The organism is Chryseobacterium sp. FR054 (assembly GCF_056844565.1).
The window spans coordinates 257,435-269,560 of the sequence record NZ_JBXDSA010000001.1; the positions used below are offsets into that span (position 1 = coordinate 257,435).

13 protein-coding genes and 1 other RNA gene are annotated in these 12,126 nt (G+C 37.0%); 1 reads left to right on the top strand and 13 read right to left on the bottom strand.

The features are described 5' to 3' along the window. Positions 1 to 4: 4 nt before the first annotated feature. From AC106S_RS01235 to AC106S_RS01270, 8 genes are all read right to left on the bottom strand, one after another. On the bottom strand, positions 5 to 1,237 hold the full coding sequence (locus tag AC106S_RS01235) for a DUF4280 domain-containing protein (RefSeq protein ID WP_482437315.1): 1,233 nt from the start codon (positions 1,235 to 1,237) through the stop codon (positions 5 to 7). Between the two features lie 133 nt (positions 1,238 to 1,370). After that, positions 1,371 to 1,907, bottom strand: coding sequence for a hypothetical protein (locus AC106S_RS01240; RefSeq protein WP_482437316.1), 537 nt, complete (start codon positions 1,905 to 1,907; stop codon positions 1,371 to 1,373). Continuing rightward, positions 1,879 to 3,156, bottom strand: coding sequence for a PAAR-like protein (locus tag AC106S_RS01245; RefSeq protein WP_482437317.1), 1,278 nt, complete (start codon positions 3,154 to 3,156; stop codon positions 1,879 to 1,881). Before AC106S_RS01245 ends, AC106S_RS01240 begins: the two co-directional genes overlap by 29 nt. A 378-nt stretch (positions 3,157 to 3,534) precedes the next feature. Next, the gene (locus AC106S_RS01250; protein ID WP_482437318.1) at positions 3,535 to 4,167 is read right to left on the bottom strand and encodes a WD40 repeat domain-containing protein; all 633 of its coding nucleotides are present in this window, start codon (positions 4,165 to 4,167) and stop codon (positions 3,535 to 3,537) included. Positions 4,168 to 4,170: 3 nt separating this feature from the next. After that, positions 4,171 to 4,755, bottom strand: coding sequence for an ankyrin repeat domain-containing protein (locus AC106S_RS01255; RefSeq protein WP_482437319.1), 585 nt, complete (start codon positions 4,753 to 4,755; stop codon positions 4,171 to 4,173). Positions 4,756 to 4,870: 115 nt separating this feature from the next. Further along, positions 4,871 to 5,839, bottom strand: coding sequence for a hypothetical protein (locus tag AC106S_RS01260; RefSeq protein ID WP_482437320.1), 969 nt, complete (start codon positions 5,837 to 5,839; stop codon positions 4,871 to 4,873). 117 nt (positions 5,840 to 5,956) lie between these two features. Continuing rightward, positions 5,957 to 6,907: a glycosyltransferase family 2 protein gene (locus AC106S_RS01265; RefSeq protein ID WP_482437321.1), complete on the bottom strand. Its 951-nt coding sequence runs from the start codon at positions 6,905 to 6,907 to the stop codon at positions 5,957 to 5,959. Positions 6,908 to 6,923: 16 nt separating this feature from the next. Beyond that, on the bottom strand, positions 6,924 to 7,523 hold the full coding sequence (locus AC106S_RS01270) for a DUF4199 domain-containing protein (RefSeq protein WP_482437322.1): 600 nt from the start codon (positions 7,521 to 7,523) through the stop codon (positions 6,924 to 6,926). Between the two features lie 130 nt (positions 7,524 to 7,653). On the opposite strand from AC106S_RS01270, the gene ffs reads away from it, so the two are divergent. Further along, positions 7,654 to 7,751, top strand: an RNA gene (ffs, locus tag AC106S_RS01275) — signal recognition particle sRNA small type. A gap of 115 nt (positions 7,752 to 7,866) precedes the next feature. Here the strand turns inward: ffs and AC106S_RS01280 are convergent. The 5 genes from AC106S_RS01280 to AC106S_RS01300 form a co-directional block, all read right to left on the bottom strand. Beyond that, positions 7,867 to 8,553 (bottom strand): metal-dependent hydrolase, encoded by a 687-nt coding sequence (locus AC106S_RS01280; RefSeq protein ID WP_482437323.1) that lies wholly within the window; start codon positions 8,551 to 8,553, stop codon positions 7,867 to 7,869. Positions 8,554 to 8,595: 42 nt separating this feature from the next. After that, positions 8,596 to 9,039, bottom strand: coding sequence for an SRPBCC family protein (locus AC106S_RS01285; RefSeq protein WP_482437324.1), 444 nt, complete (start codon positions 9,037 to 9,039; stop codon positions 8,596 to 8,598). A 19-nt stretch (positions 9,040 to 9,058) separates the two neighbouring features. Then, on the bottom strand, positions 9,059 to 9,988 hold the full coding sequence (gene menA, locus AC106S_RS01290) for a 1,4-dihydroxy-2-naphthoate octaprenyltransferase (RefSeq protein WP_482437325.1): 930 nt from the start codon (positions 9,986 to 9,988) through the stop codon (positions 9,059 to 9,061). Positions 9,989 to 10,082: 94 nt separating this feature from the next. Then, entirely contained in the window at positions 10,083 to 10,919 is an 837-nt protein-coding gene (locus AC106S_RS01295) for a 1,4-dihydroxy-2-naphthoyl-CoA synthase (RefSeq protein WP_482437326.1), read from the bottom strand. A gap of 157 nt (positions 10,920 to 11,076) precedes the next feature. After that, positions 11,077 to 12,102, bottom strand: coding sequence for a tetratricopeptide repeat protein (locus tag AC106S_RS01300; protein ID WP_482437327.1), 1,026 nt, complete (start codon positions 12,100 to 12,102; stop codon positions 11,077 to 11,079). Positions 12,103 to 12,126 lie beyond the last annotated feature (24 nt).

The window sequence follows — 12,126 nt, forward strand, 5'->3', positions numbered from 1 at the left end:
ACTTTTATTTAGAAGTTGTCCAGAACATAGTTCCACCATGAAATCCGGTTGAAACTAAGTCTTCATGAACTAATGGATTTTTCTGAGAGTCGGTCCTGGCACCAACAAAAAAACTACTGTCATTTTTAATTGTACCATCAGCTACCTTTTTTAATTCAGTGCTTGTTTCAAAAACTGAATTTATTGTTGCTTTTGGATTTACTTTCTTTTTATTATTAATATCACTCCAAAATGTTATAGCATTTTTTAAATGATCAGCATATATTAAAACTGATTTATACTGTTTAAACTTGGGATGATCCAGTTCCCCCTTTCTTGTAAATAAATCTAGCCCATCCCAGAAATAAGCTTTTCCAGTGGGATCCTGATTATTCAGAAAAACGTCTATTATAGCAGCTCTAGAATACACCTCATTATCCGAGGTAGCTTTTATACTAATAACTTTGAGTTTATCAGAACTACTTACAGAAGAATAACCTGTTTTGAATAATTCATTAAAGTTTTTCTTTCCTCTTTTATATTTTGAATTTAATGCATTATTCACTGTATGTGCGATCCAAAAAGCAGTTGTTTTATTTCCTGTCAGTGACGCTTCGTGCCAAACCAAATAAGCGTTATTACTAAATTCATTATTAGAAATTATACGGTTTTTCTCTTTTAACAGATTTTTTTCAATATTAATTCCCGACCATTTTTTATCTGCCTTTACTTTATCATATTCTTCCTGAGTAGCCAGATATATTTTGGCGCTTTTCTCCAAGCCGCCCAGATATAGACCTTCGCGGGTATAATAGATATATTCGGTATGATCTTCTTCCGCTGGCAATAACTGTGCAGCCACTTCAGGACGCACATTATCTACATTCTGCTGATTGGGTTCTGCAGTCTGCCCATGAAATATAATTTCTATACTCGGAGTTCCGCTTATGGCACAGGTTGCTTTGCTGTCTTCAAGAAGAGCATTGCCTCCATTGTCTTCTACGGTGATTTTCTCATAGTAGCCATCCCATTTTGTAACTGTTGGTGTACAGGGATTATTGTTCATCTTCGCACAGCTTCCGAACGTATTTTTTTCAAACGTTGCCCCGATGTCCACATGGGTGGCCATTAGTTTGTCACTGCCCTCTTTATCGTTGATGTAGCGCTTGCTCTGGGTTTTTACCATAAGCTTATCCGGAGCTGTTCCGAACTGGCACTTACAGATAGCACCCTGGCAAACCAAATGTTTCTCACTCATCCTTTTTGGTGTTTTACATACTTTTACCTTCCTAAGTCTATATGCTATCAAGCTTATTGATTATTAACCTTCTGTTCAGACATATAATTTTTTCTTTCTGTAACTTCCAGAAAAATGTTTTCCCATAAGCTGATTATTCAAGATTTGTCTCCGTACATTTAACCAGATACTTTTTATTATCCAGCAAATTTTCCTGGACTTGATCAAAATCATTTCTTTTCAGAGAAAAATTTATTTTATACGGTATTATATATCTGCACCTTTCAGTCATTAAATTTTCACTCAAAGGGTTTGTTCTCGAACTCACAATATTGGTTAAAATCCAATCGTTATTAAGTTTTTTATATTTAAAATTCATTAAATCATAATCCAGATATTTCGGTGAATATGTAAATTTAAGACTCATACTATTCCCTATAACTTTAAAATGTACATTACCAGCTTCTGCAGGATAATTAGAGAAAAATAATATTGAATCATTATTTTTACTTTTTGTTAGTCCGCCATATTCAATTATTAATTTATTTGTAACAGTATCTATTTGAATTACATCCTTAATTCCATCCTGATTCAAATCCTGTTTAGCAAGAATTTTATTTTGTGCATTACTATAAAGATAAATGAATAGAAAACAAATTAATTTACTTTTTTGAAATACATAATTCATCATACTTAAAAAATAGTTTTAGACTTTTAGTAAATTTTTTCCGCTCTTCCAGTCCATATGGCTTTTTTACTTTTCCATTTATACACTGTGACACTTTAAGTACATCATCTTTGTCAGCCACAAGATTAATATTTTCTCCAGTAGACACTGTGTTTCCCAGGTTCTCCCAATACCACCCGGCAGAGTCAAAAGCAAAATGTAAATTACCGGCAATAAGAGATGCAGAATCTACATCAACAGTTTCAATAATTTTTTCTTTTACAGGCTTTTTATTTTTATTTAAAATTTTATTACCATTGCTATCGACTTTGTCTTTATAATAAATATATTTTTCTTTGTAGAGAGGTTTTCTATCAAATAACTTTTCTATTTCTTTTTGACTTAATAACTCCGGGTTATTTTCTAAAACATAAGAAAAATATTTTTTTTGAGTTTTTCTCCAGGTTAACTGAATTATTCCTCGGCCTTTATATCTCGGCCCATCACCTTCAACAGTATGTTCCATAGATTTTGCATCTTTATGGTTTCCCGGATCATATTTTCTTCCCGAAGAATATTCCAAAGTTGTACCGTACCTTGAAGATTCATGATAAGATTGTGCTAAAAAATGGATTTTCCTGATACATGTATTAATGTTATGCTTCTTCATCATGCTATTAAGTTCATCACATAATCTTTTATAGGTTTTATCCGTCTCTGGTAAGGGACAATTTTCATCATAAAATAATAGAGATGTTTTAATTTTTTCAGTTTCTCTAAGATTTTGGATAATTGTCTTCATATCCCCTTCTGTAAAATCTCTGTCACAAAAACATTTCTTTTCTTCTTCCTTTACAGGCAATAACTGTGCAGCCACTTCAGGACACACATTATCTACATTCTGCTGATTGGGTTCTGCAGTCTGCCCATGAAATATAATTTCTATACTCGGAGTTCCGCTTATGGCACAGGTTGCTTTGCTGTCTTCAAGAAGAGCATTGCCTCCATTGTCTTCTACGGTGATTTTCTCATAGTAGCCATCCCATTTTGTAACTGTTGGTGTACAGGGATTATTGTTCATCTTCGCACAGCTTCCGAACGTATTTTTTTCAAACGTTGCCCCGATGTCCACATGGGTGACCATTAGTTTGTCACTGCCCTCTTTATCGTTGATGTAGCGTTTACTCTGGGTTTTTACCATAAGCTTATCCGGAGCTGTTCCGAACTGGCACTTACAGATGGCACCCTGGCAAACCAAATGTTTCTCACTCATCCTTTTTGGTGTTTTACATACTTTTATCTCCTGTGCTCTTATTTACCCGGTAAAAAACAGACTTGCAGAAGTTTTATACCTCAAATTTCTTCACAATAACTGCAAAGAATTTATTTTAAAATACGGATTATTTTCTGTAGAAGTAAGGATCCGGCCAGTGATATGGCCAGGTATTACTGTAAAAGACATCAGGTCCGGCTGGGACTTCAGGGATCAAAAAGTACTTGCATATTAATATTTTTTTATAATTTGGTATGTCAAAGATAAGATTCCTGGCGATATATTTCAATATATTTTTTAAATTATTGATTATTATAGAAAATTGATAACACCTGACTCTATTTTATTATTTGATCTGCATTTAACGGCATCGCTATCCTAAAGGCTGAAACTGTACTTTTCATTATTAAAAATCACAGTACATTCGTTTTCACTAAACATTATTTTCCCAAACCCATACACCCCGTCCAATTGATGTTTAATGACTCCGGAACTCCAGTCCCAGAATACAAGATTATTATCAATAAGTGATGCTATGAGTCCTTTCTGGATAATAATTCTGCCTGTTTTGCCAACCGCGCCGCTTTTTGTTGGTAAAACCAAACATTGGGGTCTCTGCGTATGAATTACTTTTTTTTGAGAAACAGAATAGATGTAAAAGATATGATCATGATCCAGTATAAATACATGTTTGTCATCGGGAGCAAATTTAGCATCAATAATTCCGGCATAATTGCTTTTAAATTTAGCGAACATTTTGCCACTGTCAATATCCCATATTCTGACTGTAAAGTCGTATGGAGACCAGTTATCTCCGGATCCGCTCAATACGTATTTACCATCATGAGAAAAGTCCGAGCAATTAATTACGTGTCTATGTCCGCTAAAGGAAATAACCTTTTTTCCGGTTTCAGCATTCAGAACTGTAAGGTTTTTTTCTCCCACTGCTTCAAAGCATCCGTCTTTACTTATACTTGGATGTGAATAGTAAACTTTATGGCTGGTATTCATTAATTATTTTTTTAAGAGTTCAATGATAACAGCACATTTTTCCTGAAGCTCTTTGCTCCAGGAGGAATACGATGCATGTCGCTTCCGGGCAATATCCATTACTGTATATCCGTCATTATTTTTAAGATTACGGTCAACTCCTTTACTTAATAAAAATTCGACCATTTCTACCGATGGGGATGACGCTGATAAACTTGCATGGAGTAATGAATTATTTCTGTTTACATCCATCGCTTTAAAATCTACACCGTGTTTACTGATCTTTTTAAAAAATCTTTTATCCTGAGGATAGCTGCTCACCATAGAAAAAACAAGAGGCCACTTCATCTCAGATGAATAATATGTTTCCATTTCTATGTTAGGATCAGCTCCATAATCCAGCAACAGCTTAAAAGAGTTATATTCTTTTCTGGTATATGCCAGGCTCAGTATTGGTTTTTTAAAATAATTATCAGAATTATCCGGAGAAATCCCGTTCACCAGCAGTGCTTCAAAAACTTCTTTATCCGTGATAAATTCAAATAACATTCCCCCTGATGGATCTACAAATCGATTTTCCAGGATTTTCTTAGCTTGTGCTATATTCATTCTTTAATATATTTTTCTGTATTTATTCGGGACTGGAGAGTTATTTTTCCGCAGATATAATAGTATTGCGGAATAGACTTCAGAGAATAAAAAGTGTCTGTGTATTATAGGTTTATTAAACGTAAGATTCCTGTCTATACATCTCAATACCGATCTTTATTTCCTGATTATCATAGAATGTTGATAATGTTCCGGTAAGTGAAAATATATTTCCGCCTTTATCCAGCTGATAAACAAGATCTATTTTCCCTTTGTCTTCATCCAGGCTTATTTCATCATAATACTGCTCTCCTTTTATCTGAACAACCATTCTTCCACGGTCTGTAAAAATTTTCTGAAGCGAAAAGACAGCATCATAGAAAACGGTTTCTCCGAAAGAAGGAAAATAAAAGTCCAGCCGTTCTTTTTTCTGATAATCCGGGTATGAATCATAAAGAGACATAAAGAACAGCGGGTAAAATATATTCCGCTGTAAACTTTCTATATTTTTCTCTATATTTTCGTAGAAATGATCAAATCTGGCAATAAGTCCGTCTGCAACCTCACCTACATAATACTGCCTGATCCCGGGACGGCATACTTCTGTCCAGCGAGCCTGTATTTCTTCAGCATTGTCTATACGTTCCGGTTTTCCTCTTTTATTCAGGGACATTTTTATGGGATACAGAGCTTCTCCGGCTGACTCCATCATTTTCTCGACCATCATTCCTACTTCATTATTATTGACATAGAGTTTCTGCCGGGAAACTGAGATTTTATTTTCAGCCTGTCTCTGAATATCAATAAGGTAATCCATCTGTAATTCCGACGGCTGCTGCCTGATCAGAACTCCATAGGTAAGCTTTTCCGAAGCTCCCGGAAGAGGGATGCGGGAAGCGGGAAGCTGTTTTTCTTTCCACTGATTATATTTTTCTACGGGAATATAAATGCTGCTGATGTATTTAGGCAGTTGCTCCGGAAGCAGTTCATGCAAAGCACAGTTCCTGTTGTGGAACGAGATCAGATCATGTTTTGAAATATCATATTCTTTTGAGATAACGTCAATATCTACCAGGTCTTTGATCTCTATTTTAATGCTTTCCATGGAATTTATTTATCATGACGAATATCGGAAAAGGAATTGATGAAATCAAAAAAAATACTCTTAAAAAACATAAGTCTTTCAAGAGTATCTATAAATTAATGATTTATATGAAATTTATTAAATCACTTCATCAATATTGTAGTTTTTATGCTCCCTGTTCGTTCTGATGATCATTTCTCCCAGGAAACCTGCTATAAACAGCAGTGTTCCCATCAACATCATCGTCAGTGCGATGTAGAACCACGGATTATTGGTAATCAGATGACCGTAAATTCCTCTGGCTACATCAATCAGTTTTGAAACGCCCAGCCAGAGCGCAGAAAGAAACCCTACGATAAACATTAAAGTTCCTACCGCTCCGAAAAAGTGCATTGGCCTTCCGCCGAAACGGCTTACAAACCAAAGTGTTACCAGGTCAAGAAATCCTCTGATGAATCTTTCAGTCCCGAATTTTGAGGTCCCGTAAGGTCTTGCCTGGTGCTGTACCTCTTTCTCGGTAATTCTTCTGAATCCCGCATTGGCAGCCAATACCGGAATATACCGGTGCATATCTCCATATACATCAATGGATTTTACTACCTGTTTTTTATAAGCTTTAAGACCGCAGTTAAAATCGTGAAGATACACTCCGGAAACTTTTCTGGCCGCAGCATTGAAGAGTTTTGACGGTACGTTTTTCGTCATTACATTATCAAAACGCTTCTTTTTCCAGCCTGAAACAATATCATAATTGTCTTCAACCACCATTTTATAAAGCTCAGGAATTTCTTCCGGAAAGTCCTGAAGATCAGCATCCATGGTGATCACAACATCTCCGTGGGCTCTTTCAAAAGCTGCATGAAGGGCCTGTGATTTCCCGTAATTTCTTGAAAACTTAATGCCGTGGATCTGAGGATACTGTATTTTTAAATTCTCAATGATACTCCACGACAAATCTGTACTTCCGTCATCTACAAACCAGATCTCATAAGACAGAGACGCAGTTCTGCAGACATTATCAATTCTTGAAAAAAGCTCTTCCAGAGAGGCTTCTTCATTCAGTAACGGAATAACGATAGATAAATTCATTTAATTTCTGATAAAATTATTCTTTGATTGTTGGTTCTTCATACACTGTTCTTGTTCTGAAGAACGCTCCGAAAAACAGCGACAAAACTACGTAAAATATAAGAATTGCTGCAAAATATCCTGAAAAATGACTTGCGGTAAGCATATCTTTTCCTTTTACAGCTTCCGGAGAAAAGCTGGGAAGTCTTTCTTTGTACTTCTGGTCCAGTTCGTCAATGTCTTTCTGATGTTTCAGAATCTTTCTTGCAGAATTATATTCCGTATCCAGTTCTGTTTTCTGTCTCTGCACATACTGATAGTTCAGCAGCTTTTTGGCATCTGTATCTGCAAAATTCAGGAATGCATAAATGCTGAAAATAGAAAGAATTCCTCCAATAAACATCGGAACAAAAGCTCTTTTGAAAGCATCTTTGAATTTCACCACCCTGTTTTGGTTCCAGAACGATTTTACCGACCAGAAGGCTCCTCCTGCATATAAAATAGGAAGAACAAAAGCATTGATTTTCAGAGATGTATCAAAATAACTCACTCCTGAAAAGAAGAAATAAGCTACAAAAAAGATGATCATTGTAGCGATAAAAAGTAAAATTCCTAGTGTTGATGGACTTTTCGTCATATTTAATTTTTTAGAAAAAAGTGAAAAATTATTCCCTTAAATGTCAGCTGTTTAGCTTTACCACTGCATTTTTTCGACTAATTTTCTTTAATAAAGTTTTGAAGTTTATAAATTATTCCTACCTTTGCAACGGCAAGTCCTAAACAACCAGCTCCTGAGAATCCTCCAGGGTGGGAACGCAGCAAAGGTAATCGGTTGTAGCGGTGTGATTTAGGTAGCTTGCCATTTTTTTTTGCTTTAAACTGAAGGAAGAGGTAATTTGATAATTATCTTTTTTTGTTTTTAATCCCTTCTGCATTGCATTCATTTTTCTGATTTTCAAATTACCTCTGTTATTTTTTATTTAAAATGTGAACTCCTCTCCCAGCTTTGGTAGTACAAGTTCTACATTTTTATCAGCAAAATGCTTCAGTGCACTTTCGTGATTGATTTCAATAGCGGGGAATGTATCGAAATGACATCCGATTACTTTCGGGGTCTTTAATAATTCTGCTGCTGCAAAAGCTGCTTTTCTCGGGCACATCGTATAATGGCTTCCGACAGGAAGGATAGAAAGATCTATATTCCCGAAAAGTCTCGGAAACAGTTCCATATCTGCCATTACACCGGTATCTCCTGCGAGATAGAGGTTCTTGCCTTCAGGTAATCTGAAAATATACCCCACAGGAACGCCTCCATAGCTTCCATCCGGGAAAGAACTTGTATGGTGGGCCGGTACCATAGAAATTTTGAGATCGTCGATTTTTGCCGATCCTCCGAGGTTCACATCATCTGTATTTTTTGCTGTTTTAAAGTAGCCGCAGATCTCCGGAACCGCAATGATGGTTGCTTCCGGATGATGCTGAAGAACTTCCTCTACATCTGCAATATGGTCGCCATGTGCATGGGTAAGCAGAATATAGTCGATCTTCTGAGCCGTTATATCGAATCCTGATTCCGCTTTTTTATAATTGTAAAAAGGATCGCTCAGAATAGTTTTGTCTTTGTACGTAAACAAAAAACAGTTTTGTCCTAAAAATTGTATTTTCATTGTCAATTTAATTTTTGATTCTATTAAACACAGAGTGTGTTATCAGGATGGGAATTTGTCTTCAATTAACCGTAGATTAATTCCGTGTTCCAGATAGGCTTTACAGCCGTCTAAAACGGTTGTAAAGCCGCCCGTATTGTCATTGACCTGCCTTAGAAGTTCTTCGCCGGTCTGGCCAAATCCGTAGCTTTTAATCACAACAAGGGTTCCTTTTTCCATTACACTGAATTCGTAGTCTACATTTGTTGAAGGATCTCCCCAGATGGTTTTAATCAGCTGGTTCGGGATAATCTGAAGGGTCTTTACATCAGACGACACTCCATACATTTCCCATTCCCAGGTAACTGTTTTACCTTCTTCTAATTTTCCGGTAGATTTGGTAAACCAGAAATGAGTAGTTACTTCGGGGTTGATAAAAGCTTCAAAGACATCTTCAACCGGTTTTCTGATAAGCATCTGTGCTTCCACATAGACATTAGAATTCATGATGTAATATTTTTTAGATTTAGTTGAATAAATTAAGTCCGGCTGCCGTAAGAATTGCCATTACAAACGTCATGATTCCCACCTGCTTCAGATATTGGTCTAATTCTTTGGGTTCTTTTACAGACATGATGCTCCTTCTCAGTTTGGCAAGCGGGAATAATAAAATCATTACAACAAAAGCGTAATAATTCTGAGCCTGTATAAACCCGTTTACGCCTAAAAATATAAGAATAAGGATTAAAGGAAGCTGCAGCAGGATCATTTCGTAGATCATAGCATTTTTGAAGCCTATTCTCAGTGCAAAGCTGTTTTTTCCTGATAATTTATCGCTTTCAATATCCCTCATATTGTTAAGGTTAAGAACTGCCATACTCATCATTCCCACAGCTGTTCCCGGCAACAGCATATCCCAGCCGAAGGTTTTGGTAAACAGAAAATAGCTTCCGCATACGGAAACAAGCCCGAAGAAGATAAATACAAAAATATCTCCCAGTCCCATATATCCGTAAGGTTTTTTACCGACTGTATACCCGATTGCTGCCAGAATACTTGCTATTCCCAATCCGATGAAGATATAAAATTCATTCATATACTCCGGAATGAAGGCAACGTACAACAGAGCAACCGTAGCGATGAAAGATAATGCAGAAAAAATGATCACCGCATTTTTCATCTGTTTTGCCGTAATTTTTCCAGATGCTACTGCTCTTGCTTCCGCTTCGTTGATTCTTTTGGCATCGGTTCCTTTTACGCCGTCGCCATAATCATTGGCATAGTTTGATAAAATCTGGTACAGAAGGGTTACGAGAAGAGCCAGAGCAAAAATTTTCCAGTCCCAGGTTCCTCCTTCCCTGTAAAGTCTCCATTTGGCGATGAAAGCTCCCATAATAATTCCGCTCAGGGAAAGCGGTAAAGTTCTTAGCCTTGCGGCTTTTATCCAATCAGTCATACTATTATAAACAATAAGTAATGGGTAATGGGTAATGAGTAATGAGTAATGAGTAATGAAAATATTGCTTATTACTGATTACTTATCACTCATGTTATGATATCCACTGGTTTTCTCCGAAATCAGGTTTTCTTTTTTCAAGGAATGCATTTCTTCCTTCCTGTGCTTCTGCCGTCATGTAGGCTAAACGGGTTGCTTCTCCTGCAAATACCTGCTGGCCAACCATTCCGTCGTCTGTAAGGTTCATGGCGAATTTCAGCATTCTGATGGAAGTCGGGGATTTTGCAAGAATTTCCTGAGCCCATTCATAAGCAGTGTCTTCCAGTTCTGCATGTGGGATTACAGCATTTACCATTCCCATATCCAAAGCTTCCTGAGCAGAATAATTTCTGCCTAAGAAGAATATTTCGCGTGCTTTTTTCTGTCCTACCATTTTAGCCAGGTAAGCAGATCCGTAGCCACCGTCAAAGCTGGTAACATCAGCATCGGTCTGTTTAAAAATGGCATGCTCTTTACTTGCTAAAGTAAGATCGCAGACTACATGAAGAGAATGTCCTCCGCCAACAGCCCATCCCGGAACCACTGCGATCACCACTTTTGGCATGAAACGGATCAGACGCTGAACTTCCAGAATATTCAGGCGGTGTCTTCCGTCTTCTCCCACATATCCCTGGTGGCCTCTTGCTTTCTGATCTCCGCCACTGCAGAACGCCCAACCTCCGTCTTTTGGACTAGGCCCTTCTCCTGAAAGTAGCACCACACCAATGGAAGGGTCTTCTGAGGCATCATAAAAGGCATCGTAAAGCTCTGAAGTTGTCTTAGGTCTGAAAGCGTTGCGAACTTCCGGTCTGTTGAAAGCAATTCTTGCTACACCATTACATTTTTTGTAAGTAATATCATCGTATTCTTTGGCGGTTTTCCACTCAATCATTTTATAAAAATTTTTCTCAAAGATACGGAATTACAGAGAATTTTAAGGGTGAAATTCGGAGAGAATATCTGTAAAAATAAGATACGGTTTCCAGCACGGAAAAATAAAAAAAACCGGAACACTGCTGTTCCGGTTTATGTATATTCAAACTCAAGAATTACTGTTTTGCCTTTGCAGAAATTTCAGCTTCCTTAGCTTTCATTTCCTTAGCTTTTTCTGTATTTTTAGTAACAATGTAGATATCCCTTAATGCGGAAATTACATCAAGGTTTTCCGGAGATGTTTTATACCAGGCTTCTGCATATGGAAGAGCCTTTGTAAATCTTTCTCTTCTTTCGTCGATAAGTTTGGTTGCTTCATCCGGATTATCTTTTCTTAGAGCATTGATCTGCTCTACAATTTTAGAATCATCACCAATTGTAGTGTAAACCAGGTTCTGGTATGCATTATTGAAATCCGGCTTAAGTTCTACTGCTTTTTTGAAGGAAGCAATGGCATCTTCTTTCGAAGCCGGATTTTTAGACTGCATTACTCCAAGATTATACCAGTTTGTGGCATCATTAGGATTTTTAGCGATCTGTTCTTTAAGGGTAGTTACATATTTATCATGATTTCCGGACTCGTAATAAGCCGCCCCCTGGGCATCTTTCAGTTTAGCGCTGTTTGGAAACTTGGCCAATCCTTTTTCAATAATTGCCAAAGCTTCATTTGATTTTTTGGCATTCATAAGAAGGGTAGTCAGGGTTTCATACAGTTCCGGTTCAACGCTTGGAGTCTGCTCTGTTTTAAAATCTGTATAGTCAGCATTTTTCTTCATGAGATCCCAGGTTGTTTTATCCAAAGGTATTACATTTCCTGTCTTTTTCTCTTTAGCAGAATAAGTAGTCTGAACCCCGGTAAATCCGGAATTAATTAAGTCTGTATATATTTTAATGGCCTGATCGCTGTTGTTTGCTAAAGCATAGCTAAGCCCTGCATAATACATATAAATCTTGTCATCCTGCCCTGCTGTTTTCAGTAAGTTATAAACTTCTACAAACTTAGGAGCTGCTGCTGAATAGTTCTTTGCCTGGTAAGCATCCATAGCCGCTTTATTGGCCGCCTGTAATTTGGCATCATCGCCTTTTTGTCCGAAAACAAAAGCCGAGGCAACGATAGCCATACCTAAAATGAGTTTCTTCATAATAACTATATTATATTAATTGTA

Coding starts and splice junctions, on each gene's coding strand:
- AC106S_RS01265 (WP_482437321.1), bottom strand. CDS start 6,907: ATGAATTTATCTATCGTTATTCCGTTACTGAATGAAGAAGCCTCTCTG.
- AC106S_RS01255 (WP_482437319.1), bottom strand. CDS start 4,755: ATGAATATAGCACAAGCTAAGAAAATCCTGGAAAATCGATTTGTAGAT.
- AC106S_RS01280 (WP_482437323.1), bottom strand. CDS start 8,553: ATGAAAATACAATTTTTAGGACAAAACTGTTTTTTGTTTACGTACAAA.
- AC106S_RS01245 (WP_482437317.1), bottom strand. CDS start 3,156: ATGAGTGAGAAACATTTGGTTTGCCAGGGTGCCATCTGTAAGTGCCAG.
- AC106S_RS01270 (WP_482437322.1), bottom strand. CDS start 7,523: ATGACGAAAAGTCCATCAACACTAGGAATTTTACTTTTTATCGCTACA.
- AC106S_RS01250 (WP_482437318.1), bottom strand. CDS start 4,167: ATGAATACCAGCCATAAAGTTTACTATTCACATCCAAGTATAAGTAAA.
- AC106S_RS01240 (WP_482437316.1), bottom strand. CDS start 1,907: ATGATGAATTATGTATTTCAAAAAAGTAAATTAATTTGTTTTCTATTC.
- AC106S_RS01300 (WP_482437327.1), bottom strand. CDS start 12,102: ATGAAGAAACTCATTTTAGGTATGGCTATCGTTGCCTCGGCTTTTGTT.
- AC106S_RS01260 (WP_482437320.1), bottom strand. CDS start 5,839: ATGGAAAGCATTAAAATAGAGATCAAAGACCTGGTAGATATTGACGTT.
- AC106S_RS01295 (WP_482437326.1), bottom strand. CDS start 10,919: ATGATTGAGTGGAAAACCGCCAAAGAATACGATGATATTACTTACAAA.
- AC106S_RS01235 (WP_482437315.1), bottom strand. CDS start 1,237: ATGAGTGAGAAACATTTGGTTTGCCAGGGTGCTATCTGTAAGTGCCAG.
- AC106S_RS01285 (WP_482437324.1), bottom strand. CDS start 9,039: ATGAATTCTAATGTCTATGTGGAAGCACAGATGCTTATCAGAAAACCG.
- menA (WP_482437325.1), bottom strand. CDS start 9,988: ATGACTGATTGGATAAAAGCCGCAAGGCTAAGAACTTTACCGCTTTCC.